Source organism: Enterovibrio norvegicus DSM 15893, from assembly GCF_900115495.1.
GTDB classification, from domain to species: domain Bacteria; phylum Pseudomonadota; class Gammaproteobacteria; order Enterobacterales; family Vibrionaceae; genus Enterovibrio; species Enterovibrio norvegicus.
Genome location: NZ_FOWR01000003.1, coordinates 114,308 through 138,409, shown reverse-complemented (window position 1 = coordinate 138,409; position 24,102 = coordinate 114,308). Strand labels below are relative to the sequence as shown.

Here is a 24,102-nt window from a genome sequence, read left to right as displayed (position 1 = left end):
TGTTGGGAAAAATAGGAGAATAAATAGCGTTTGTTATCCTACCGGAAGCGATATTTCGCGTCTGCGTAATAACCTTCGTTGTTGCCAAGCAAAATGTAAGATGATGTTAAATGTTGAGTAGTAAATGCAATAAAAGGAAGAGAGGTTGTTACCCGGTTTAGAAGGGGCTTTCGCGGTTTAATTCATTGCAGATTTCGACAATGGCAAGTGACAGACCCGAGGCAATCATTTGCTGCTGGCGTTTGAGTTGAAGCTGATAAAACATGACGTCAACATCATCATCTGGTTCTTGTATATCAAGTCGAACCATGCCCATTTTATTGACTAAGTGAAGGTTCTTGATGGCATTGAGAATGAAAGGGTCAGTGAAGCTGTACTCTTCCATGTCGTTGTTGAGCTCATTTCTTAGCTTGATCACATCGTTGATGTCTTCAAACAATTCGCTAGGCAGCACGCCTAAGCCAAACAATAGCTTTAATCGAACGGAAAGATCACCTAACGGACCGGAATCTTCGAGCAATGGCCCGACAACAGATTTCACGGCAAAATCGTCTTTACGAAAAATACGTTGTACTAACGCATCAATAGCCTCGCTGAAGACATCTACCGCCGTGATGAAAAAGCCACGAACAGACGGTGCTGCGTTGAGCCTTTCTAAAATGTCTGCTTCGTCAATGGGTGCTGGCATTTTGTCCTTAAACATCATGTTTAGGTAGGGGAGCTTACGCTCCCTCTCTGTTTTTTCATCCGCTTTGCGAATGCGTTTAAAGCTGGTGGTAGATTGACTCAATGCTCTCCGCCTCTTTGCCGTTTTCATCTAATCCGGAAAAGTGCGCAAGCGTTTTAACCACACCGTTTTTCTCTAGGAATGATTGAAGTTCAATGGCTTGCGGATCCGTGTCGTTTGGAATGTCGGTCAATTCCACCTACCATGTCGTTTTTAACCATAGTTATGTGAAAACGTCACTGTTCAACTTCTTTTGGGTGAATGTGTGTTAAGAAATGCTTTGATTATCAACAGTGAAATGGTTTTTCGGATTAGTTTTGAGTCCTCTCGTGTATGGTCACAACGGTTGCGCATTTGCTCTGCTATGCTGGCAGCACACGAAATGTTGGAGGCTCAGGATGAAAAAAATTAAGCACGAAGCTCAACTGCTAAAAAAAGCCTTACAGATTGGCCAGCAATATGCGGAAAAACGAGGTTTTGCGCATTTTGATGAAGGGACGTCTAACAAGATAAAGATTGAGTGTATTTATCGTCTGTTGGTGGAAGATAAAGTACTGACGCCGCTGGCGACGGATAAAGAAGATGGGCCGAACATGAAACATAAATTGGTGCTTTGGATTCAGAAGCAACTTCCTGACAATCATCCACTATTGAGTGACTAAGTGACCACAGGTAAGCTCTTATACTTACGTTAATTTGAGCAGCACCAATGCGTGCAGCATAATAGCTGTGTGAGATCGTCAAACGTTGTAGGAGAAAACGTTAACGCTATTGAGGTCTCAACGATAAAGGATTCAATGAATGAAAAAGACAGCGTTTATTTATGGCGTGATGGGGTTGATTCCTTTTCTTGCTTTTGGGGTTCTGCTACCGGTTTGGCCGTTAGATTGGCAAGGAAAACTCGCTTATACCTTCCTGACCTATAGCGCCATCATCTTGGCATTTTTGTCAGGCGCGGTATGGGGGATTACCATCAGTGATGCGAAGAATGCTGCGAAGGAAGAAAAATCAACGAAGGGTTTAACGGTCGGCATCGTGTTTTCGTTGGTGGCTGTTGGTGCACTCTTAATGCCTTACCCTATGTCACTCTATTTGCTTACCGCTTCTTTTGTGATTTTGTTTTTACTTGAAGTGGGTTTGATGTTTAAAGGCGTTTACCCGCTTTGGTACACCTTCTTACGTTTGGCGTTAACGTGTGTGGTTGTGGTTTGTCACGGCTTCCTTTGGTATTGGGTATATGATTTGGGCTCGGGTGTTTTACCGCAAATCATGTAACGGTTCATCCCAGCCGAAATGTTACACAGAAAACAAAAAAAAGCGCCGATAGGCGCTTTTTTTGTTTTAGCTATTATAGACGCAAGTAGGTCGACTTAGTCTTCCAAATCTTGTTGCCAAGGCATTTCAGGCAGCATATCGAGGTGCTGTTCGTAGCGCTTAAGGTTAAATTCACCGTCACCCCTTGCCACATCATAGATCTCAACCATCAGCGCACAAGCAATGAATTCGATCGCTTCTTCTTGCGTGCTTCCCGTCATACGCAGGCGCATGAGGGTTTCTTTTACTTTTTTAGGGTTGTTATCTGTTAGCTGATTTTCAACGATTTCAATAAGGTTTTCGCTGGTTAGGATATCGTCATCATTCATGATTTTTTGCCTTGCACTCACTTGATAAGTCTTATTGGGGCGTATGGTACGGGAAAAGCGGTAGAGATCCTAACAGGCTGATTGTTTCTAAGGATAAAAGGGAAAATGAACACGGGTCTGCATAAAAGCCAGAAGCGTTGACCATTGTAATCAGTGGTTGTGTGAATGAATCGCAAGCAAGAACATTCGCTGGTAAGAACATTTGCAGGCAAGAACATAAGGAGGTGTGATTGAAAAGGCGCAGTGACGTCTTCGGCTGCGCCTCGCGAGTATTAACTTTCTTTTTCCATGGCAATGGCATTGATGCAGTAACGCAAGCGCGTTGGCGGTGGGCCATCAGGAAATACGTGGCCGAGGTGTGCATCGCACACATTGCATGTTACTTCTACGCGTGTCATGCCCAACGTAATGTCCATGGTGTACGCCACTGCATTTTCTTCAAGCGGTGCAGTGAATGAAGGCCACCCTGTGCCTGAGTCAAACTTCTCTTGTGCATCAAACAAGCGTGTGTCGCAACACACACATTGATAGATGCCCGGAGCAAAAAGTCCACACATATCTGAACTGAACGGCCTTTCCGTCCCGTGTTTTCTCGTGACGTAAAACTGCTCAGGTGTCAGTTTGGCTTCCCATTCGGCCTCGCTCATCTCAACGCGGCGTGGCGCTGGAGGATTGCCATTCTTCGCAGTGGATAATACAGATTCCCAATTAAGCATGTCGTCACCTTCTAGGGCCAATAGACCCTCAATGTGGATGGATATATCGAAGCGAGTTGCTGATCTCCGTTGGATCGTTATCAAAGAGAAGATTCAAGGGAAAGGCAGCCATTGCATTTATTTCGCCGGTGTAGTTGACCGCAGTACTGGGTCGTTTCTTTCATGCTGGATAGCTGAGCCATAAAAGGTCTAGGTTCTTGATACGTTATAAGTACCTTCCTGTATCACCTCTTCGAACTTTTAGAGATGTAGAGTCGGGAAGTCCTTTTGATGGGGTACTTTTCTTTTTCGTGTACTACGTTTCTTTAATGCATCAATTTCTGTGTGTGTGTTATCGCCGCCTTATAAAACGGCCTTTCTATCGAGGGAGGTGCTTGGCGACTGCCGCCTCTACCAAAGCCTTGTCGTTACGGGCCTTGTTTTTAGGGGCCTTAGTGGCTCTGCTCATGCTGAGTGGTTGCAGTTCTGGGTCTTCTTCGACTTCGTCTTTGGCTGTGTTAAACCTCGATAATGATGACGTGTTGGTGATGGGGAAAGTGTCACGTATACCGTCTTATCTTGCGGCTGACTTAAAACACGAAACGCACACCGATATGCCGCCGCATTCAGACAAAGTGACCCTATGGTTTAAGGACTACCATCGCGACCGCAATGTCGTTGCGCGTTCCAAGGAAACAGCGAGTCTGACCACTTCATGGGACACGCCTTTTGAATTTGTTACCCCAAAAAAAGCCCTCATTTTGAACAGAATTGAGGTGTATTCGATGTCTCATGGTGAACCCACATCACAGCACTTCACCTTGCCTGAAACGTATACCTATTTAGTCCGGGTGGATGATCAGGCTCTGTATGTGGGGAACCTTCGGCTTTATACCAATGAGTTTGATGAGGTCACTGCTGTCGAGTTGGTTGATGAATCTTTGGCAACACCAGGTCGCATGGCGGCGTTAACCCATCATGCAGTGCGATTTCGTGTTTCGTTGCTCAAGCCACAATAGGGCGGGCAGTGATTGTTTCATCCCTATATTGTTTTGTACTGACGCATAAAACACATATTTTTCGTGGTGTTACCCTTAAACCCCTGACATGATTAAGGTGTGTGTTTAACAGCAATGAGAGTGGAATATGATGAAAGACTTGGTGGTGTTTGATCTAGACGAGACGTTGCTGAATGGTGATTCGATGACGTTATGGCATCAGTTTCTCGTGGATAAAGGGCTCGCAACAGCCCCTGACTTTTTGGCGTTGGATACGCAATTCATGGCGGCGTACGCTGATGGCAGTTTAGATCTCGATGCTTACCTTGCTTTTAGCCTGTCCCCGTTAAAACACATGCTCGCGGAAGACATCAATGCGTTAGCAGCGCGTTTCGCGAAGGACGCGTTGATGCCGTTAATTTTTCCTGAAGCTATCGTCACGTTAGCGCAATACAAGGATGAAGGGGTGGCGCTGGCAATTGTCTCTGCTTCTCCAAGCTTTCTTGTTAAACCTGTGGCAAAGGCGTTAGGCGTTGAGACTGCCATGGGTATCGACTTGGTGTTAAACAATGGGAAATACCAACCTCAGCCTGAAGGCGTGCCTTCATTTCGTGAGGGAAAAGTGTTGCGTCTTACTCAATGGATTGGCGGCCTTGACCACGATTTTGAGCGAATCAGTTTTTACACTGACTCTATTAATGATCTTCCCATGTGTTTATTTGCGGATGATGTACACATCATCAACCCGTGCAGTAAATTGTTTAAAAAAGCAGGGGAGTATCAATGGCCTGTTCACAAGTGGGGCGATGCGCAAAGCCTCACGCTGTCACCTCAGCAACCAACTTGAGTTTCTCATTCGTTGCAGCGTACAAAACCGTTCCAGCGTAAAAACCTGCTATAGCGCGCGATTCTTTTTCTCATCATCAAGGTTTTCTAAGCCTTGCACGCGTCGATGGTTATCTGATGAGAAATGGTTGCTGCGCAAATCGGCAATGGCTTGCAGGCGCTCATCTTCGCTGTAGCTATTGTCATTAAGTAAGGTTTCGCGTTCTTTCAAGTAGGCCTGAACCGAGGCATCAAACGCATTCTCTTCTTGCTCCAAGGCGTGAATGCGGTTTGCGGCGTCTTCCCCAACAAGATCAGTGAGACGGTAGGATTTTTCATCACTGTCCAGCGAAGCGAGGTTGTTGATGTTCCCCAGTAATTCAGCGTTTTGATAGCTTTCTTTCATGTCAGGCGGAAGCGTGTTTAAGGCTTGTTGCCAAAGGTCTTGGTACGTTTCGTCATCTACGCCCAGTGCTTGTAATTCGGCTTTTTTGATGGTCATTTCACGCGCTAAGTTCTCTTGGTAAAAAAGTGAGTTTTGTTCCCGTGAACTGAATGCGTCTGCTTGAAGTTGCTGCATCTTTTCATGGATGAATTTTAGATACTCTATACCAGTAAGACCGTCTGGCGGTGGCACAGATACAATGGATTCTTTATACCGCAGGTACTTTTGAAACAGCACTTCTTGTTTTTCGCCATAGCTGACGGTATCGGCGAATTTCTGATAAGAACCCTGAATCTCAGCCAGTTCTTTTTCACCTAATGTAGAGAGAAAATATTCAAACGTGTCTCTGTCAGAAGATATATCAATGTCTGTCCCAATTTGAGAAGAGACTGGCGTATCGGTAGCTTTTTCTTGTTGGGCGGTACTTGTCATGTAAATCGCGACAAATACTATCAATAATCCTCCAAAAGCTATCCCTAATGAGCGAGAAGCAAGATACATGTGATGTCCTCCGGCGTCCGTGAAACATTTTCCAATAAAGGTATAGATCGAGTCTTGGGTAAAAGAATTCAACGCGCGATGGAGCTATACGCCTGACACGCGTTGAATTTGACCATTGCCGTTATAAACCTTGCTGCTTAAGTCGATTTGCGTGCTGACGATAAACTGTCACAGGATCGGTTTCGAACAAGTGATGTAAGCCAAAGAAGCCATTCACTTCATCAAGGTGGTTCATGCGGTAGTTATCACGGATAACACGGCCGAGGTGCGTGCTACAGCGACCCACGAGACCGTCGTTGGCTTCACGAAAGAAAAGTCCTGTGGTGAATAGCACTGGGTCACTTAAATCAAGAATATTTGTCACCTGGCTTGTGCCTGACCACGAATAATAATAAACACCATTGGAAGCGCGACTGTCGCCGTTACCACATCGAGAACGTGGAACACCTTCAGGGTATTTACGATTAAATTTAAGCGAGCCTTTAGTCGACAAGGAGTCTAATGAGGCTAAAGGGTCTTGCGGAAGTCTGCCTGATCCAGATAGTACGCTGATTAGGCGAGCAAATACTTTTGTCGCTGCAACGACACTCGCCTCGCCGGCAGAGCCAGGTCTGAGTGCCTTACGCATTACATCGGCAAATTCAGAGCCTTTGTTAACACCGCCAACACTGGTGACGGATGCAACATACTGCGGCGCGACAGATGCCACATAGCGCGAAGTTGGGCTCCCGTGACTGTGTCCGATAAGATTCACTTTTGGGGCGCCCGTTATAGCGAGTACACGGCGTACTTGTCTCAGCAGTTGTTCTCCACGCTTTTCTGAGCTGTTAACGGCTGACACTTGTGCGATATAGACTTTCGCCCCGCTGCGCGTGAGCGCTTGTGGGATGGCATGGAAGTAGTCAAAACCGGCGATGTTATCAAAACCGAATAGACCGTGAACAAGTACGATGGGGTACTTGGTTTGTGTGTAGCCTGTGTTAGCGCTTGGAACGGTAGAGCCTGCAAATACAGATAGCGACGTTGCTGCAAACAACAGTGATATAAAGATCCCTTTCATAGCATTATCCTCTGGTCAGTCCTCTGATGTCGTTGAAAGCTTAGCGACACAATTGCAACCTGTTGAGGCTTAGAAATGAGACAAGCGTGAATTGTTAATATTGTGTAACAATTATTTTTCAGGGTGAGATTTAGATCAAAAAAAAAGAGCGCAATAGCGCTCTTTTCATACAGTACGAAGTGTTTATTACGCGGTGCCGATACCAAATTTGATTTCGTTGTTCGCGTCATCGACGACTTCATCTAAGTAGTTTTCTACTTGCTGCTCAACCATACGGTCTGGTTCTTCAAAGTAGGCGATATGGAAAATCGCATCACCTTCATTCACCAATGGCAGTGTTTGCTGACCAATGATAATGCCACCTTGCGGTGCATAGGTCTGGATCTCTTCGCTACCAATAGGGCTGCTGATAGATGCCAGAGATTGGCCTTTGCTGACGCGTTGTCCAAGAGACACGTGTGAGCGCAAGATACCGTCGGCTTCTGCGCGAACCCAACGTGTAGCGCGTGCGATGACCGGTTCGACCGTTGATGTTTTGCGGTTGCTCCTGCGGATCATGCCAAGGTGGCGCATAACGCGTTTCACACCTTTAACGCCTGCAGTAATCGCATACGGTTCAAAGCGCAGTGCTTCACCTGCTTCGTATGTAATGACAGGAATACCGATGTTTTCCGCTTCTGAACGCAATGACCCATCACGCAGAGCTGCATCAATAACCACCGGCGTACCAAACGCCAGCGCCATTTCATTTGTCGCTTCATTCGCCAAGTTAGCGCGAATTTGAGGCAGGTTGGTACGGTAAATCGCCGCTGTGTGCAAATCGATAATATGGGTACAACGACGAACAATTTGTTCGAAGATTTGGTACGCCATGCGACCTGCAATTGATCCGCGCTCAGAGCCCGGGAAGCAGCGATTGAGATCGCGACGATCTGGCAGGTAACGAGATTTATGAATAAAGCCGAATACGTTAACCACAGGGATCGCGATGATCGTGCCTTTTAGTGTGGCAGGGTTGATGCGTTCAAGTACTTGACGCACCACTTCCACACCATTGAGTTCATCACCATGAATGGCCGCGTTGATCATCAACACTGGGCCAGGTTTCTTACCATGAAGTACTTCCGCTGTTACTGACAGCGGAGAGTGTGTGTAAAGCTTAGCGACTTCAAACTCAACGCTCGCACGTTGACCCGCAGGGATGGTTACCCCGCCAATTTCGAAGGCAGTATTTTTAATTGCTTTTGACACGTGTCCTTGTCCTCGGAGATGAGACTATTTTCTCTATATGGTCAATGATGAGACCAGCGACGTCTTTGCCCGTTGCGGTCTCAATCCCTTCAAGACCTGGCGACGAATTTACTTCCATCACCAATGGTCCGCGCTCAGAGCGCAGTAAGTCAACGCCTGCTACGTGAAGCCCCATGGCCTTCGCCGCTGCAACCGCAGTTTTACGTTCATCAGGCGTGATGCGAATCAGTGATGCACTACCACCGCGGTGTAAGTTCGAACGGAACTCACCCGGCAATGCTTGACGCTTCATGGCAGCAATCACTTTGTCGCCGATAACGAAACAGCGAATATCTGCGCCACCCGCTTCTTTGATGTATTCCTGCACCATGATGTTGGCTTTCAAGCCCATGAAGGCTTCGATCACGCTTTCTGCTGCTTTGCGTGTTTCAGCAAGAACAACACCGATACCTTGGGTGCCTTCAAGCAATTTGATAACAACAGGTGTGCCACCAACCATGCTTAGCAGGTCTTTAATATCGCCCGGTTTGCTCGCAAAACCTGTGACCGGCATACCAATGTTCTTACGTGAAAGCAGTTGCAGTGAGCGCAACTTGTCACGTGAACGTGAAATTGCGACGGAGTCGTTCACTGTGTAAACACCCATCATTTCGAATTGGCGTAAAACGGCACAGCCGTAAAACGTCACAGACGCGCCAATACGTGGGATGACTGCATCAAAACCCACCAAATCTTCACCCTTCAGGTGAATAGAAGGTTGGGTAGAATTGATGTTCATGTAGCAACGTAGTGCGTCGATGATTTTATATTCGTGGCCTCGTTTCTCACACGCTTCAATCAGGCGGCGTGTAGAGTAGAGATTTTCACTGCGCGATAAAATTCCAATTTTCATAACTTAACCTTGTGGCGCCTGAAGAATAAAAGATGCTTCTGGTTGGACGATTAAACGACCTTCCATCGCGATACGACCTAACAACATACGAAACGTCATGTTGTCACGAGCAGTCAGTGTCATCTCTATTGGATATTGGAGATCACCAATAATCAATTGCGTTTCGATGACATAACGGTACGTCTCGTGACCACCAGAATCACGCACTGTGCGCATATCAAATACTTTCGCGTGGCACTCTTGTTCGGTATGCACGTCGTCTTGGATTGGATGAACCATGAACTTCACCCATTTCTCGCCATCTTTTTGGTATTCTTCGATGCCGAAAGTGTGCAGACAAGATGTTCTTGCGCCTGTATCCACTTTTGCTTTGATTGCTTGGATGTTTAACCCTGGTAAGCCGACCCATTCACGCCAGCCAACGACAGTTCGTGCGTTTGCTTGAACAATATTAAAGTCTTCGCCATCAGCTGTGCGAGATGTGTTGTTGTCAGTCATTGCTGCAATGCCCCAGATAGTATATTTCGAACGGATGGAGTGAGCGCATCAGTCTTTGACACTTACTCAAGTAAACGATAGTTGCTCAGAGGCGTAGGCCTGCTCACATTTATAAGAACCGATTGAATAATCAACACTATCGTTTACGTTCTCCGCGGCGACCTTATCTGTTCCAAATTCTCAGCACCGCATGAAAGAGCGCGAAAGTTACAGCTTTGCGCCAGTCGCGACAAATCAATCTTTTGGTCGTCACGATAAAAAATATTAATCGTAGCTCGGGTAAATTTTTGAGATCTACATCAATGTTTTACAAGCCCCGAATTTACTGGAGTGAAGCGCGTAAAGTATGGATTAAAAAGAGAGAACTCTCATGGTTGATAACGTGAGAAAGGGGGAAATTATTTTCACTTTTTTCACAGATACGGGGTAAGGGGGGCGGGTTGTATAACTCGCCGGGAGATGATGTGTAAACGGCGATTGAAAATGTGGGGGCAGACACTTATCTAGCCACCCATTCGTGAATGCTCTGCAAGCGCCTTCGGATGCCATTCGCACAACACATCGATCATACCTTCATCGCACGTGATTGTTTTGGTTTCGCATTCAATGAACCCTTGCTTCTGCCAAAACTCCCTCGCTTGTTGATTAATTTCAACGGTATACAGCATAAGGCCATTGTTCGCTGATTCTTTGGCGAGTTCAACAAGGCAGCTTCCAATGCCTTGCCGCTGTGCATCTGGTGCAACGTAAAGCTGAGTGATTGATTCGCCATCTGTCGCTATCATCCCGAGCACCTGTCCAGACTGCTTTTCTATGGCGAGATAAATGTCATTGCATGCGGCGAGCACGCGATTGAGGTAGTAGCGATGAGAAGCAAGGCTCTGTGATTCAGCCTTACCCAGTGCGAATGCTTTACTCTCGCGCCACATTCGAAGGGTGTCTTCGGTGTAGCGCGGGTGGTAATCAACAATGTCGATGTAATGCTTCATATCAAACAACATGGATGCATGGCTGTTTTGTGCGTCCGCTTGTCAACGTCTTCATTTAGAGAGCAGGGCTAAATAATTGAAGTGCGCGTGAATAAAAGACACTGTTTGGATCTTCGACGTAGTCGCCAAACGGTGAACACGCATCAAAGCCGAAACGCTGGTATAGCTTTCTTGCTGCCTCAAACTCGGGTTCAGCACCTGTTTCCAGACTTAGGCGCGAATACTTGCGACGACGAGCTTCTTGAAGAATGTGTGCAAGCAAGTTTGCTGCTACACCGCGACGGAGGAAATTTTCTGAGGTTCGCATTGATTTGATTTCGCCATGGCCTGGGCCAATTTGCTTCAGCGCACCACAACCCGCTATTTCTCCATCAATCCATACACTCCAAACCGTGACATTTGGGTGTTGAAGGGCGGTAATGTCTAATGCGTGAACACTTTCAGGTGGGCTAATGTCATACATGCTTGCGAGGTGTTGATGGAGAAGATCTTGGATTTCCTTTCCTGATAAATCATCGACGCGTATTTCCATTGATTCTTTCTCCCATCGTTATTGACCCTTTGCAATTTGCCCTGTGTTTAGGCGCTGTTCAAGTTTCCCGATCCAAAGAGTTTAAGGTGTTATATGCAACTGAGTTGGCATGTCTGTCCAAGTATTGAGTTGATATCGAGATGATGTGCGAACACTGTAGGTTTGGGCAGGATAAACGCGTAATTATTGAATTGACGAAATGTGGGCAGCGTATCGTTGAAACTAAGAGCTTCCTCACGAAAGACAATGTGACGGTCGCGAAGTTGTCTTTCTTATATGATAAGTGAGAGTTTATTTAGACAATAAATACGCCCGAAGAGTGGGGTGATAATGGGCAATACGCGTTCATAAATTAAAGAAAGGACAAGCAACGAGAGAAGCCTTTCTGCTTCTCCCTCTATATCTATGACATGTCGGCTTACCCAAGGCTTGCTTTTTGTGCTGCTATCTTTGCTAATCTTCGCTTACTTCGACCCATCAAAAGCAGACTTAACAATACCAATCCTATGCCTATCCACTGAAGTGGACCCAAGCTTTCACCCACCAACAATATGCCTAAGGTGACTGCTGCGACAGGGTTTAGCATACTGATCATCGCCATCGCATCCGGGCCGATCCGTTTAATTGAACGGGAAAACGCCCAGTACGCAAACGCACTGTTTAATACACTGACCCAGACAATGCCGGGTAAAGCATCAAGCGTGATGGGCTTTGGTGCGCCTTCCACTAAAAACGCAATCGGAGCGAGCATCAGCCCCCCCAATGTTAACTGCCAAGCGGTGAGTCTGAAAATATCCGTGACTGGCCAGTTTTTTAGCCACAGTGTTGCACGAGCAACTAACGCTGTGGCGGCTAGCGCGGCGGCTGCGCCAATCGGATCGATGTCGGCGGTGGGGTTCAAAATGAGAACGACCCCTGAAAGCCCCAACAATGCAAGCGACAGCATTTTCAGTTCGGGTTTCTTACCTTCCACCAACCATTGCATGAACATCAATTGAAGTGGAAGTGTTGCGCCAAGCGTACCCGCAACAGATCCAGGTAAGCGATAAGCTGCAATAAACAGTAATGGAAAGAACGCCACGATATTAAAGGTGGTTAGCAGTGTGAGTTTGCCAAACGGTAGCGGCGGTTTTCCCGGTTTCAGTAACATCAGGAGCAAACCGGCTGGTAGCGCCCGCCAAACAGCCACCCAAAATGGAGACATATCGTGCAAAAACAGACTTACTGCTGCATAAGTGCTGCCCCAGAGTATGGGAACGGTGGCGGCAAGTAAGTAGTTAATCACGGTGTTTCCTCTATACAGTCAGCCAAAAATGGCTTAGTAATCTTTCTAAAAAGTATCTTTCCTGAAAGATAAATTATTCGCTTTGTCTCTTTAGATCAAGTATCTTTTTGGAAAGATAAAATATGGAGGTGTTATGAAGCAGGATCATGTTGATACCATCCTTGCTCAGTGGCAGGTTCAACGCCCTGATTTAGATTGCTCGCCTATGGGTGTGATTGGCCGAATGGACAGAGCTAACCATTTAATGAAGCTGAGCCTGGAAGAGGTGTTCAAACAGTTTGGGTTGATGAGCAGCGAGTTTGATATTTTGGCGACGTTACGTCGTGCTGGCGAACCTGTTACACCCACCGAGATGTATCAAACCTTGATGTTTTCATCGGGGGCCATGAGCACCCGAGTTGATGGGCTAGTTAAACGTGGTCTTGTGGTACGTCAAGCCAGTGAAACTGACAGAAGAAGTTGTTTGGTGATGTTGACTGACGAAGGGCGAACCTTGATTGACGCTGTCGTTACGGCACACGTGGAAAATGAACATCAAATGTTGAATGTGTTGACGGAAAAAGAGCAAGCAACGTTGGCTTCTTTATTACGGAAATGGCTGGCTTCAAAGGAATAAAACGGTTTTTCTCCTCATGCATTTTTCAACCCCTAGGGTATCGTAAATCACGCTCGCCCCGTTTTTGATTTGGCTAAGCTAAACAAATGGTCATGTCTAGTGGTGATATAAAGGGGAAGAGTGATGCAAGTTATGCCAATTAGTGACATCGTAAAACTCGACCTGCATTGGGTGCGCGGAGAAGATGCTCGCTTCGCCGCCATCATGAAAAGTTTGAAGAGAGGTGAGGCCATCAATGAAGCGATAAAGCTTATTCAATGCGCCTGTGGGAAAACCTATATCCTCCAAGATGGCGGGCATCGCATTACTGCTGCGCATAAACTCTTCTTAAAAACGGGCAAGGATACGCTTATTCCCGTCGATATCTTCCAATCTGATATTCCCTAGCCCCTCAATCACGAATGCTCCCAAGATGCGACTCTTTGTCTCTTTTTTGCGACTACATTGTTTAGATAGAGCAATTGTGCGAACAAGATTGCCGTATAACGCCGTGATGCTTTGGGGGAGTAATGATAAGACTGATATATGCCAGTTCTGCGACGACAGCGTTTAATGAAAACGATCTCATGCAGTTATTAGGTAAATGCAGAGCAAACAACGAAAAACGGGATGTCAGTGGATTGCTGCTTTACGCCAAGGAAAACTTTTTTCAAATTTTAGAAGGTGATGAAGGTGCCGTAGAAAAGCTCTATGCCGATATCGCCTCGGATACTCGCCACAACGGCGCGATCGTGATCGATCGCAGTGAGATTGAGCAGCGTTCTTTCCCTAATTGGTCAATGGGCTTCAAGAATCTTGAAACCTTTGATAGGCGAAAACTGCGTGGTTATAACGATCTGCTTAATCACAAGCTCTCTAAAGAAGAGTTTGGCAATCTAGGGCAAGAAATTATCTATTTGATCGAGCTGTTTAAAGAATTCTAATCACGTTTTAAGGGAACATTTCGGGTCTATATCTATGTAAGAATGTATACCCATGGAGGAATGTATCCCAATGCAGGAATGCCTCCGGTGTTTCTTTTACTTTTCTTGACGCCTCTCGTTGAGCTTGTAAAAAACCGCCATCTCTCCTTCCTGCCTTGTCCATTTCCTCGTGACTACTCTCTTAACGTCTCTTCCGCTTTGCTAAACCCACGTTGTGCAGACCCCGTGCTGTACAAAAACCAATATTGAAAAAACATCAATATTGAACAAACACCAATGTCGTACAACCAGCAATCTGTCTGCGCGTGAAAAATTACTTCCTTTTAATTCAATTATTAATAAGAAACATTTTGCGTATCTCGTGATTGAGGCAATAAGCCCTACGATGTCAACGTTATAGTTCATCACAACGTACACACTCAATACTGATGGCTTTTATTGTCACCTGACAGATGAGTATGAAACGTTAACGCTTTAATAAATATAAAAATAATCACACAGAGTTGGTGGCTTGATCAGGATGTTCGTTATTGCGTTGCTATGAGGCAACTCAAGCCGGCAGAGGGAGTCGATCATGCTTTATGTAGACGGGCTGATAACAGCGTTGCCAGCAGTGAATCAAGAAACCTACCGACGATTGTTGCAAGACGTCGTGCCGCTTATTCGTGCTTATGGTGCAATCAATATTGTCCAATGCGGCGATCAAGAATCCTCTTCCTATTTAGATCTCATCGACGTTCACTGTGCCAACAAGGTAGTGATGTTTTCGTGGATTGTTTGGCCTTCAAAAGCAATGAGAGATAGAGGCATGCAAAGTATGCTTGCAGACCCTCGTTTTGAGAATGTGTTGAACCCTGTCATGTTGGGAGGAGAACGCATCGAATTGGATACCGAGTTATCACTGAATCGTCATTGATGGTTTTACGTCCACATTTTACCTTAGATAAACTAGCCGCTTGACCTACCGCGCACTTTTCTGTGTACACAACCTCTACTTACTACATGCCTTTACGTGGCATTTTTGTTCATGTTAAAAACAAGGAGTCACTTCACACCAACAGGGACGTGGGCATGAGCAAATCGATCATATCGAAAGTCGAGATTGAACAAATGGAAGGCACCTGCAAAACACATTTCTTAAATTCAAAGGCTATTCGCACCAACAAATCTCTTGGGGATGTGGTTGGGCTAACGGGTTTTGGGTTTCATATTGTTGAGATAGAACCTGGCTATGAATCGACGGAATACCATGTGCATTACTTTGAAGATGAATGTGTATACGTGCTTGAAGGCAATGCAGAGGTCACGATAGGTGAAGACACTTTCGGTGTTGGAGAAGGCTATTTTATTGGCTATCCCGCGAATGGTTTACCACACACCATGATAAATACCGGGTCCGAGACCTTACGCTGTATTGTTGTTGGTCAGCGACTCGCGCACGATGAGGCTGATTACCCTCGCCTAAACAAGCGGATATTTCGCAACCAAGATCGACCTTGGCAGGTGATAGACATTGAAAATATCGATTTTCCTGGCGGAAATAGAGGAAAGAAATGAGGGTGAAAGACAGCGTAAAAGGCATCGCACTGGTGACAGGTGCGAGTCGTGGAATAGGGGCCGCAACCGCCATGCGTTTAGGTGCTGATGGTTATAAGGTCTGTGTTAACTATGTATCCAATGCGGCAGCGGCGGAATCTGTAGCCCACAGCATTATTGGTGCTGGTGGAGAGGCATTCTGTGTGCAGGCTGATGTATCGAAAGAAGCGGATGTAGTGGTCCTTTTTGGTGCTATTGATAGCATGGCATATCCGCTGAAGGTGCTTGTGAACAATGCGGGTGTGTTGTTTACCCAAAGTAAGTTGGTAGATATGACGGCAGACCGAATAGAGAAAGTGCTCGCCGCAAATGTGACAGGCAGTCTGCTGTGTGCTCGTGAAGCGGTAAAGCGCATGTCGACAGAATATAACGGGCTCGGTGGCGTCATTGTTAATGTATCATCGGGGGCGTCTCGAACCGGCTCTCCCAATGAATACATTGATTATGCGGCAAGCAAAGGGGCGGTGGATGCATTTACGGTTGGCCTGTCAAAAGAAGTCGCGGCTGAGGGTATTCGCGTAAATGGTGTGCGTCCCGGCCTGATTTATACCGAGATTCATGCTGACGGTGGAGAACCTAATCGTGTCGACCGTTTGGCGTCTCGTATTCCTATGCAACGTGGTGGCACCCGTGACGAAGTCGCCGCTGCTATTTGTTTTTTGCTTTCTGATGAGGCCTCGTTTATTACAGGATCTATCATCGATGTCACGGGCGGCCTCTGATCTTTTCTTATTCCATCCGCGTGCAGCAAGTTGGCTTAAGGTCGACGAGGCGAAGCTGGAGAGTAAAGCGCTGGTGATTTACCCCAAAGGGACCAGCGCTGAATGTTATAGGTTGGCTATGGCTATTTAGGTTAGCCTTCTTGGTCGGTTTTCGTTTGTAGTTCGAGCAACAAATCATCGTCCGCAATTTCAACGGATCTTTGATTCAAAATTCGTTCGCAGAACAATGTCATGAAGTCTTCTCGAATAAGCTGTTCAAGTTCTGTCGCACGTTCTGTTGGGCAGAAAAGTCGAACATGTACTTGTTGGTCACCCAGGCTGGTTGTTGTCACGTGAATGTGTGGATCTGCGCCTGGTAGATCCACACCCGCATGACGCTCAATTACATGGTTATAGCGTGTGGCAACTTCATAAAAATCTTCACAGTGATCATCAATGCGCGCCAGCAAGCTGGGTATCAGTGGGAAGAGGTTAGCCGTTTCTTTAATCGTTATGCTGAACTCATGGTAAACATAACGTTTCATGAAGTTGAGGTTTTTTACGGGCGTCGTAAAGAACAAACTGTTGGGGAAAGTGACCGTTTTCCCTGTGTAGTTATACGTTCCGTGGTGAAGGTCAATCTCTTGGATTTTTGTCGCCATTAAATTGTGCTCAATGACTTCACCACATTGCGAACCGACCTCTATCCATTCCCCAATTTGAAATGAACGTGAACTTGCGCGTTGTATCGAGCCCGTAAAACAAAGAATGATTTCTTTTGACGCCACAACCACAGCAACCGCGATTGCTGTTAAGGAAAGGGCGAACTCGTTGATTTCTGACCGCCATAAAATAAACATCACGATCAGTAAGGTGGTGAACGTGCCATTTTTTGTTCGTGAGATCCATTTGCGTTGATCTTCGCTGAGGAAGTTTGTTTCGCCCCAGATGAAGCGGATCAAAATGCGTCTAATTATCCAAATTACGGTAATGACGATGAGCGTGAAGAGAAATTTATGCTCGGTAAAAAAGGCGATGGCTTGTCCTAGGTATTCCACAACTAATTCCCAATGTTGAAGACGTTACAATGAGTATACCCAAACAACCTCAAGTTGAACGAAATGAGAGGCTCTGAATCCTATTTCTTGAGGTTATTTGGGAATATAGCGTCTCACAGTAAAGGGAATGGTTGGCCTTATCAAGGCTCGCTCGGCGCTGTTTTAAACTTGGGGTTTAAAATCGTAACCCTTATCAATATATACACGGTGTCATGTTCACCTCGGCGATGGTTCTCATTGTCGAATGCCGTGGTTTTCTCTTTTTTCATCTTCTCGGCGATATTTTCTTCAACGGATCTTCCTCAACGTCTCTTTTTAGTGTGTGAAGATCGCGTCATCAAACTCGATAAGTTGCCAATATTTTGTACGTATTTTAGTGATTTTTGACCTGAAAAATAGTCAATAGATGAATGTGTTAAGCAAGGCTTACATAAACCCCTTTGCAATAAGTCCCGAATTATTTTGTGTGAATTCTTAATAATATATTGAAAAACATAAAGATTAAGAAAACGTTAAATATTGATAAAAAGCAGTGTCTCTTTTGTGGGTCATTTGAATTAAAAAAGAACCATTTCTGCTCGATCAACCACCCTCGTTAGACCATTATTAATTGATATTGATTCATGTGGTTCATAAGTGGGAAAGTGGCTGTGATGAAAAGGAAGTGGAAAATCATTTCGGGTCTTATCCCCACCGTTTTACTCTCGACAGCGGCGAGTGGCGCCACTGTTGAGTCGGTAAGCGATGTGAGTGTGTTGTCTGGAGAGGTGCCAGTCGCTGCTGCCCGCTTTAGCAGCCAGCAAAGCCTAACGGGGATTTATCCTAAAGAAACAATCACGTTACCTAATGGGAAGGTAAAAGTTCGTCACCAGCAATACTATCAAGGCATTCCCGTCAGAAAGGGACGTGTAGTAACGACGAATGAGAGCGGCAGCCACAAACAAGCGCGAGGCAATCGAGTGGTTGGTTTAAGCGCAGAATTGCCTTCTGTCACACCTTCTATGAGTCATCAACGCGCGCTTCAGCAACTAAAAAACCAATATCTTCTCGGTGTGCCTGCAGCCACCATTGTTGTGCCGGAAAATGAAGAGAGTGAGCTTTTTGTTTGGCTTGATGATGGCGTTCCACGCTTAGTGTATGAAGTCAGTTTCTTCATTCCTTCAAGCAAGCCTTCTCGCCCCCATGCTTATATTGATGCGAAATCCGGTGAGATTTTAAAAATGTGGGAAGGTCTCGCACATGCCGAAGCGACAGGGCGAGGCCCTGGCGGCAACGAGAAGACGGGCCGATACGACTTTGGTACTGACTACGATGGATTTGCTATCACCAAATTGGGCACGACATGCACCCTGGAAAACAGCAATGTTAAAACCGTTAACTTGAACCATGGCAGCTCCGGATCAGCGGCATTCTCTTACAACTGTAATGACGGCAATAACACCAACACCGTGAAATCAATCAATGGTGCCTATTCTCCGATGAATGACGCGCATTACTTTGGCGGGCTGGTGTTCGAGATGTTTAATGATTGGCTGGGATTATCGCCCTTAACAGGCCAATTAGTGATGCGAGTTCACTATGGCAACAACTACGAGAACGCATTTTGGAATGGCTCGTCCATGACATTTGGGGATGGTCATTCACGCTTTTACCCGCTCGTTGATATCAATGTGTCTGCACATGAAGTTAGCCACGGATTTACCGATCAAAACTCTGATCTTATCTACAGCAACATGTCTGGGGGCATTAACGAAGCTTTTTCCGATATCGCGGGTGAAGCTGCTGAATACTATTGGAAAGGTTCTGTTGATTGGAAAGTTGGTGCTGTTATTTATAAGGGCTTCGGAGCATTGCGTTACTTTGAAACACCGTCAGATGACGGACGTTCAATAAACCATGCGAATCAGTATTACGATGGCATGGACGTGCACTATTCGAGCGGCGTGTTTAACCGTGCTTTCTATTTGCTGGCAAACACCGACGGGTGGGACATAAAAACGGCCTTTACGGCATTCGCGATGGCAAACAAAATCTATTGGGAAGCGGATTCGACCTTTGATGAAGGTGCGTGTGGTGTCGTGAATGCTGCCAATGATCTGGACTACAACACCACGGATGTCGTCAATGCCTTCAATGCGGTTGGTGTGTTCGCGTGTTTAGCGACCACGTCGCTTGAAGACGAGGTGCCAGTATCAAATCTGAGCGGTGGTGCGGGCGAGGAAAGTTACTTTACGTTTTCTTTGCCACTGAATACGGAATCGACCAATGTCACTTTGAGTGGTGGTACGGGTAATGCAGACCTTTACGTGAAATATAACGCCTTACCGACGGAATCAGACTACGATTGCGTGTCAAAGACGTCAGACAACAACGAATACTGTGACGTTTCTTTCCAAGGTAGCGGTGAATACAACGTCCTTGTCGTCGGACAAACCGCCTACAGTGGCGCGAGTATCGTCATGGACACGACAGAATTGCCCCCTCAGGAGTTAGTGATCGGTTCTTCAGTAACGAACTTATCAGGTGCGAGAAGCGATACCCTTTTCTATCGTTTCGTGATTCCAGAGGACGGCAGCAATCTACGGGTCAGAATTTCAGGGGGGTCAGGGGATGCTGACTTATACCTCAACAAAGGAAGTTCGCCATCGCAATCTGATTATGACTGCCGCCCTTACTATTACGGCAACAATGAATCTTGTACGGCATCGGGTGTGGCGGGTGATGAGTTCTATGTCATGCTGCACGGTTATTCTGCTTACTCAGGTGTGACACTGTCACTATCTCTGGATACACCTACCCAGCCACCCGAAGAGCGTGCTGATCCGATTGATCCGTCGTTACCTGTCTCGAATATCGAAGGGCAGGAAGGTGATGCCATTTACTATTCCTTCACAGTAGGTTCTGCGGGCATTCTTTCTGCGAACGCTGGTGCTGGTTCTAAAAATGCGCCGAGCGCATCAACGTATTCTGGCGGTGGGGTCACCATTACCATGTCAGGAGGATTGGGTGATGCAAACCTCTACGTGCGAGGTGGTTCGGCCCCGACGACTTCTGCATATGATTGCCGCTCGACATCAACGTCTAACCAAGAAAGCTGCTCCTTGACCAACATGTCTTCAGGTACCTATTACGTGATGATTTATGGGGCGACGGCGTTTGAAGGTGCAACACTCTCTATGGCTGAAAGCTCGTCATCGTCAGCGTCGTCAGATGGGGGCGGCGGCGGTGGACATGCCCTATGGTTGTTGACCTTTATGCTGTTTGGTGGGGTTTTACGAACGTATCAGAGAAGTTACAACGCGCACTGAATGTGACCTACGCACGCTGAATTTACACCGTAAATCTGTTCACAAATCGATTGATAAGACGAGAAAGCACAGTGAGGATACTCGCTGTGCTTTTTCTTTTATGGCTATTAACGTGCAAGATTCTCACGAGACAATTGCGCACCGTTATAAACGTCTTGCTCTTTGAGATAGACCAACAGGTTCTTGGCGGCTTGTTCGGCAGACGCAAAGGTTGTGTCGAGCTCTATGTCATAAGTGAGGTGCTGGTGGACGAGGTGGAATTCGCTCTCTGCAAGGCCGATGGCGCGGTCGCCGCGTTGTCTTTCCCGTTCTGATGTTTCACGCAAATCGCACTTAACGCCGACCAAGCAAACATTGAACCCCGAAAGTGCATTCAACATGTTGAGTTTTTCAGCAGGGAGTGTCCACGCGTTATCGAGGATAAGGAAGCAACCCGCTTTTGCCAGCCCAGAGGCGGCTTGGTGATAACCTTCTATCAGGGTTGAGTAATTGTAGCCTTCTCGAGTGATGGCTTTACCCTCCATCATTTTCTGCAGATCACTGGGTGGAAGCGCGTAAAGCACGCTATCGATACTGAAATTTAAGTATTGGAGAGGGAGCATCTCAATGAGAGACTTTGCAATGCTGGTTTTACCTGCACTGCCCGTACCATTCAGAACAATCACATTTGGAAACATATACTTCCTCTCCCACCTAACATTAACCCCTATTAGAATGGGCTTATTGTTTGCTGTATATGCCTTATGTTGCATAATTAAGGTCAGCTCTCATCAACCATGTACGAATGGTGCAAAAATTTGATGTTGGGGTGAGAATACTGGCGGTTGTGGTAATCGGCTTTTAAGGGAAAAAAAGCCCCGCACATGCAGGGCTTTGTATCGAACTGAAACACTCGGAACGCGATTTAGCGTTTGAAAGTCACAGCTTCTGTTTTATCGAGGTGCAAAGACGTGGCTGCGGGTTGGGTTTCTGCGATTACTTTACCGTTGCGGATAGAGTAACGAACGGGCACTTGGCGGCGCAGTGCGTCGAAATCGTTCTCCGCGGGTAGAATGAGCAAGTTACCTGCTTTGCCTACTTCCACACCGTAGCTATCAGTGATGTTAAGTGTGCGCGCTGATTTATGGCTGATCAAATCAAGGGATTGGTTAAGTTGGTCGTAACCCATGATCTGACAAACATGTAGGCCCATGTGCAGCACTTGCAGCATGTTTGCCGTGCCTAGTGGATACCAAGGGTCGAACACATCATCATGACCAAAACAGACGTTGATGTCTGACGCCAGCATCTCTTTCACGCGCGTGATACCACGACGTTTTGGGTAGTCATCGAAGCGGCCTTGAAGGTGGATGTTTACCAGTGGATTGGCGACAAAGCTGATGCCTGACATACGCAGCAATCTGAACAAGCGGGACGCATACGCGCCATTGTATGAGTGCATTGCGGTGGTGTGGCTAGCCGTGACTTTATGTCCCATGTCGAACTTGTGTGCAAGGGCGGCAACGGTTTCGACAAAGCGTGATTGCTCATCATCAATTTCATCACAATGCACATCGATCAGGCGGTCGTATTTACACGCCAGTTCGAAGGCGAAATGCAGTGACTCTACACCGTACTCGCGGGTGAATTCGAAGTGTGGAATCGCTCCGACAACATCTGCACCAAGCTTCACCGCTTCTTCCAGCAACTCTTTACCGTTAGGGTAAGACAGAATGCCTTCTTGCGGGAATGCAACGATTTGGATGTCTACCCATTCCTTCATCTCTTCTTTCACTTCAAGCATGGCCTTCAGTGCGATGAGGGTAGGGTCTGAAACATCAACATGCGTGCGAACATGTTGAATGCCGTTTGCTATTTGCCATTTCAGGGTTTGTTTCGCGCGCGTTTTCACATCGTCAATTGACAGCAGTGCCTTACGTTCAGCCCAGCGCTCAATGCCTTCAAACAAGGTGCCTGAAATGTTCCAGCTTGGCTCGCCCGCCGTTTGGGTCGTATCGAGGTGGATGTGGGGTTCACAAAATGGCGGTAGCGCCATGCCGCCTTCTGCATCAAGCACAGGGGCATTGGTTTGCAGTGTGGCTTCATTGGGTTCGATAGCACGGATCACACCGTCTTCAATCAAAATTTGCGACAGACTATTCTGCCCGCGAATGACAACGTTTTTAATTAGCATAGTTGCTGACATGGTTTAACCCTCTTACACGCGAGCTGAAGTGTTTTGTTTGTTCGCGTTTAGCATATCTAAAATCAAGAAACTGATTGCGCCGCCAAGTACTGCATTTAAAGGTACAACACCTGGGAGCAAGTGGCCTGCTGCAATACCAATGGCGACACCGGCAATGGCTGCCCAATTGACGGTTTGAAACTCTGCATTGGCAAAGTCTTTGTAGCGTTCACGGTTCTTGATGAAATCGGCGATGATGATACCACCAATTGGCGGTATCGCAGCTGAAAGGAAGGTCAGCCAGCCGACAAAGTTGTTGTACAGCCACAGCGCACAGAGCGTGCCGATAATGCCATTCGCGACTGAAAGGTATTTGCTTGGCAGACCGGTGATGTTGGAAAAGCCAAGACCAGATGCATACAGGGCATTGTCGTTTGTCGTCCAAATGTTTAACCCCAGCACGATAACCGCAGGAATCAACAACCCTTGCATCATCATCACTTCCGAAATATCGGCTTGGCCCGTTGCGGCGCCGCCTGCGGCACCAAAGATAAACATCAAGCTGTTACCAATGAAGAAGGCAACCATTGTGACGATCACAGCAGTACGTGGGCTTTTGCCGAAACGAACAAAATCTGCGGTGAGTGTGCCTGCGGAAATGAACGAGCCGACAACAAGCGCGAGTGCCGTGGAGAAGTCGATTGAGTTTTCAGGGGAGAGGGATTGGAGTTGTTCAATACCGCCTACGCTGTCGATGGCTTCGAGAACAGAGTAACCACCGAGAAGGGCGATGGCTGGAACAGCGATGGCAGACAAAATCATGAGGGCGGCAATGCCGAAGTAGACCGTGGCAGTCATGGCCAGTCCCGCCACAGCGATAAGGATGTTGGTATCAATCCCTGTTGCTTTTTGAACGGGGAGGGCAAACATTGCGACGCCAACACCGAACCAGCCGACTTGCGTACCGCCAAGAATGAGAGAAGGAAGCCAAGAGCCTTTGGCGCCGAAGGAGAAACGTGCGAGAAGGTGAGTAGAAAGACCAGATGAAGCGCCGATGTAGCCAAGAACAGAAGTGTAAATACCGAGGAGAAGGTTTCCGAGAAGCACTGCGAGGAAGAAATCATTGAATGAGAGGCCGGTGCCTAACGTTCCTCCTGTCCACATACTCGCTGAAAAGAAGGTTAAACCTAACATAACCATTGTCAGCGAAAGCACACCCTTGCGTGCTGCCATTGGAACTGGCCCTAAACTGTAGTCATTATCCGTCGCCATTTTCACACCTATATAACAAAATCAAAATCGCACGTGGATCACGATGTGTGGGTAAACGGCGCGGTATCTTATAGTGCAAAATGACGAAGTCAATCTAACTTGTGGGTAAAGTTGAGGAATTTT

Annotated in this window: 27 protein-coding genes; 11 read left to right on the top strand and 16 right to left on the bottom strand. The window is 46.7% G+C overall.

Annotated elements, in window-relative coordinates:
• Nucleotides 1-157: 157 nt before the first annotated feature.
• Nucleotides 158-688: an MltR family transcriptional regulator gene (locus tag BM082_RS02955; protein ID WP_026025168.1), complete on the bottom strand. Its 531-nt coding sequence runs from the start codon at nt 686-688 to the stop codon at nt 158-160.
• 76 nt (nt 689-764) lie between these two features.
• Nucleotides 765-926, bottom strand: a complete 162-nt coding sequence (locus BM082_RS25040; protein WP_167550928.1) for a hypothetical protein — start codon at nt 924-926, stop codon at nt 765-767.
• A 199-nt stretch (nt 927-1,125) separates the two neighbouring features.
• On the opposite strand from BM082_RS25040, the gene BM082_RS02950 reads away from it, so the two are divergent.
• Both BM082_RS02950 and BM082_RS02945 read left to right on the top strand, forming a co-directional pair.
• A complete protein-coding gene (locus BM082_RS02950; RefSeq protein ID WP_017008671.1) occupies nt 1,126-1,389 on the top strand; it encodes a DUF5062 family protein in 264 nt (87 codons plus the stop codon).
• Between the two features lie 139 nt (nt 1,390-1,528).
• Entirely contained in the window at nt 1,529-2,002 is a 474-nt protein-coding gene (locus BM082_RS02945; RefSeq protein ID WP_017008670.1) for a DUF3429 domain-containing protein, read from the top strand.
• 95 nt (nt 2,003-2,097) lie between these two features.
• Here the strand turns inward: BM082_RS02945 and BM082_RS02940 are convergent, their stop codons facing one another.
• Both BM082_RS02940 and msrB read right to left on the bottom strand, forming a co-directional pair.
• Entirely contained in the window at nt 2,098-2,370 is a 273-nt protein-coding gene (locus BM082_RS02940) for a hypothetical protein (RefSeq protein ID WP_017012389.1), read from the bottom strand.
• A gap of 272 nt (nt 2,371-2,642) precedes the next feature.
• A complete protein-coding gene (gene msrB / locus BM082_RS02935) occupies nt 2,643-3,086 on the bottom strand; it encodes a peptide-methionine (R)-S-oxide reductase MsrB (protein ID WP_017012388.1) in 444 nt (147 codons plus the stop codon).
• Nucleotides 3,087-3,460: 374 nt separating this feature from the next.
• Between msrB and BM082_RS02930 the strand changes: the two genes are divergently transcribed.
• Nucleotides 3,461-4,084: a hypothetical protein gene (locus BM082_RS02930; protein WP_017014802.1), complete on the top strand. Its 624-nt coding sequence runs from the start codon at nt 3,461-3,463 to the stop codon at nt 4,082-4,084.
• 127 nt (nt 4,085-4,211) lie between these two features.
• On the top strand, nt 4,212-4,910 hold the full coding sequence (locus tag BM082_RS02925; protein WP_074925222.1) for an HAD family hydrolase: 699 nt from the start codon (nt 4,212-4,214) through the stop codon (nt 4,908-4,910).
• A gap of 48 nt (nt 4,911-4,958) precedes the next feature.
• On the opposite strand, the gene BM082_RS02920 is transcribed toward BM082_RS02925, so the two are convergent.
• The 8 genes from BM082_RS02920 to BM082_RS02885 form a co-directional block, all read right to left on the bottom strand.
• Nucleotides 4,959-5,789, bottom strand: coding sequence for a lipase secretion chaperone (locus BM082_RS02920; protein ID WP_229491735.1), 831 nt, complete (start codon nt 5,787-5,789; stop codon nt 4,959-4,961).
• 166 nt (nt 5,790-5,955) lie between these two features.
• Nucleotides 5,956-6,894, bottom strand: coding sequence for a triacylglycerol lipase (locus BM082_RS02915; RefSeq protein WP_017014800.1), 939 nt, complete (start codon nt 6,892-6,894; stop codon nt 5,956-5,958).
• A 186-nt stretch (nt 6,895-7,080) separates the two neighbouring features.
• On the bottom strand, nt 7,081-8,145 hold the full coding sequence (locus BM082_RS02910; protein WP_017014799.1) for a succinylglutamate desuccinylase/aspartoacylase family protein: 1,065 nt from the start codon (nt 8,143-8,145) through the stop codon (nt 7,081-7,083).
• Nucleotides 8,129-9,037, bottom strand: coding sequence for a 30S ribosomal protein S6--L-glutamate ligase (gene rimK / locus BM082_RS02905; RefSeq protein WP_074925220.1), 909 nt, complete (start codon nt 9,035-9,037; stop codon nt 8,129-8,131). The genes BM082_RS02910 and rimK overlap by 17 nt, the downstream gene beginning before the upstream one ends.
• A 3-nt stretch (nt 9,038-9,040) precedes the next feature.
• Nucleotides 9,041-9,535, bottom strand: a complete 495-nt coding sequence (locus tag BM082_RS02900) for an ATP-dependent zinc protease family protein (RefSeq protein ID WP_017012381.1) — start codon at nt 9,533-9,535, stop codon at nt 9,041-9,043.
• Between the two features lie 503 nt (nt 9,536-10,038).
• A complete protein-coding gene (locus BM082_RS02895) occupies nt 10,039-10,524 on the bottom strand; it encodes a GNAT family N-acetyltransferase (RefSeq protein ID WP_026024973.1) in 486 nt (161 codons plus the stop codon).
• A 55-nt stretch (nt 10,525-10,579) separates the two neighbouring features.
• A complete protein-coding gene (locus BM082_RS02890) occupies nt 10,580-11,056 on the bottom strand; it encodes a GNAT family N-acetyltransferase (protein ID WP_017012379.1) in 477 nt (158 codons plus the stop codon).
• Nucleotides 11,057-11,474: 418 nt separating this feature from the next.
• Nucleotides 11,475-12,341, bottom strand: a complete 867-nt coding sequence (locus BM082_RS02885; protein ID WP_074925218.1) for a DMT family transporter — start codon at nt 12,339-12,341, stop codon at nt 11,475-11,477.
• A gap of 133 nt (nt 12,342-12,474) precedes the next feature.
• Here BM082_RS02885 and BM082_RS02880 point away from each other — a divergent pair, with 133 nt between their 5' ends.
• The 6 genes from BM082_RS02880 to BM082_RS02855 all read left to right on the top strand — a co-directional run bounded on the left by BM082_RS02880 (nt 12,475) and on the right by BM082_RS02855 (nt 16,198).
• Nucleotides 12,475-12,957 (top strand): MarR family winged helix-turn-helix transcriptional regulator, encoded by a 483-nt coding sequence (locus tag BM082_RS02880; RefSeq protein ID WP_017012377.1) that lies wholly within the window; start codon nt 12,475-12,477, stop codon nt 12,955-12,957.
• Nucleotides 12,958-13,080: 123 nt separating this feature from the next.
• The gene (locus BM082_RS02875; protein ID WP_017012376.1) at nt 13,081-13,344 is read left to right on the top strand and encodes a hypothetical protein; all 264 of its coding nucleotides are present in this window, start codon (nt 13,081-13,083) and stop codon (nt 13,342-13,344) included.
• Between the two features lie 122 nt (nt 13,345-13,466).
• The gene (locus tag BM082_RS02870; protein ID WP_074925216.1) at nt 13,467-13,880 is read left to right on the top strand and encodes a BLUF domain-containing protein; all 414 of its coding nucleotides are present in this window, start codon (nt 13,467-13,469) and stop codon (nt 13,878-13,880) included.
• A gap of 574 nt (nt 13,881-14,454) precedes the next feature.
• Nucleotides 14,455-14,796, top strand: coding sequence for a DUF1428 family protein (locus BM082_RS02865; RefSeq protein ID WP_074925214.1), 342 nt, complete (start codon nt 14,455-14,457; stop codon nt 14,794-14,796).
• 155 nt (nt 14,797-14,951) lie between these two features.
• On the top strand, nt 14,952-15,437 hold the full coding sequence (locus BM082_RS02860) for a cupin domain-containing protein (protein ID WP_074925212.1): 486 nt from the start codon (nt 14,952-14,954) through the stop codon (nt 15,435-15,437).
• Nucleotides 15,434-16,198, top strand: a complete 765-nt coding sequence (locus BM082_RS02855; RefSeq protein WP_074925210.1) for an SDR family oxidoreductase — start codon at nt 15,434-15,436, stop codon at nt 16,196-16,198. The genes BM082_RS02860 and BM082_RS02855 overlap by 4 nt, the downstream gene beginning before the upstream one ends.
• Before the next feature lie 131 nt (nt 16,199-16,329).
• On the opposite strand, the gene BM082_RS02850 is transcribed toward BM082_RS02855, so the two are convergent.
• Complete coding sequence (locus BM082_RS02850) at nt 16,330-17,235, bottom strand: mechanosensitive ion channel family protein (protein WP_017012371.1); 906 nt, start codon at nt 17,233-17,235, stop codon at nt 16,330-16,332.
• A gap of 653 nt (nt 17,236-17,888) precedes the next feature.
• Here BM082_RS02850 and BM082_RS02845 point away from each other — a divergent pair.
• Nucleotides 17,889-20,543 (top strand): M4 family metallopeptidase, encoded by a 2,655-nt coding sequence (locus BM082_RS02845; RefSeq protein ID WP_159435492.1) that lies wholly within the window; start codon nt 17,889-17,891, stop codon nt 20,541-20,543.
• A 107-nt stretch (nt 20,544-20,650) separates the two neighbouring features.
• Here BM082_RS02845 and BM082_RS02840 read toward each other — a convergent pair whose 3' ends face one another.
• The 3 genes from BM082_RS02840 to codB all read right to left on the bottom strand — a co-directional run bounded on the left by BM082_RS02840 (nt 20,651) and on the right by codB (nt 23,979).
• Nucleotides 20,651-21,220, bottom strand: a complete 570-nt coding sequence (locus BM082_RS02840) for a chloramphenicol phosphotransferase CPT family protein (protein ID WP_074925206.1) — start codon at nt 21,218-21,220, stop codon at nt 20,651-20,653.
• A gap of 227 nt (nt 21,221-21,447) precedes the next feature.
• On the bottom strand, nt 21,448-22,728 hold the full coding sequence (locus tag BM082_RS02835) for a cytosine deaminase (protein ID WP_074925204.1): 1,281 nt from the start codon (nt 22,726-22,728) through the stop codon (nt 21,448-21,450).
• 12 nt (nt 22,729-22,740) lie between these two features.
• Nucleotides 22,741-23,979, bottom strand: coding sequence for a cytosine permease (codB, locus tag BM082_RS02830; RefSeq protein ID WP_074925202.1), 1,239 nt, complete (start codon nt 23,977-23,979; stop codon nt 22,741-22,743).
• Nucleotides 23,980-24,102 lie beyond the last annotated feature (123 nt).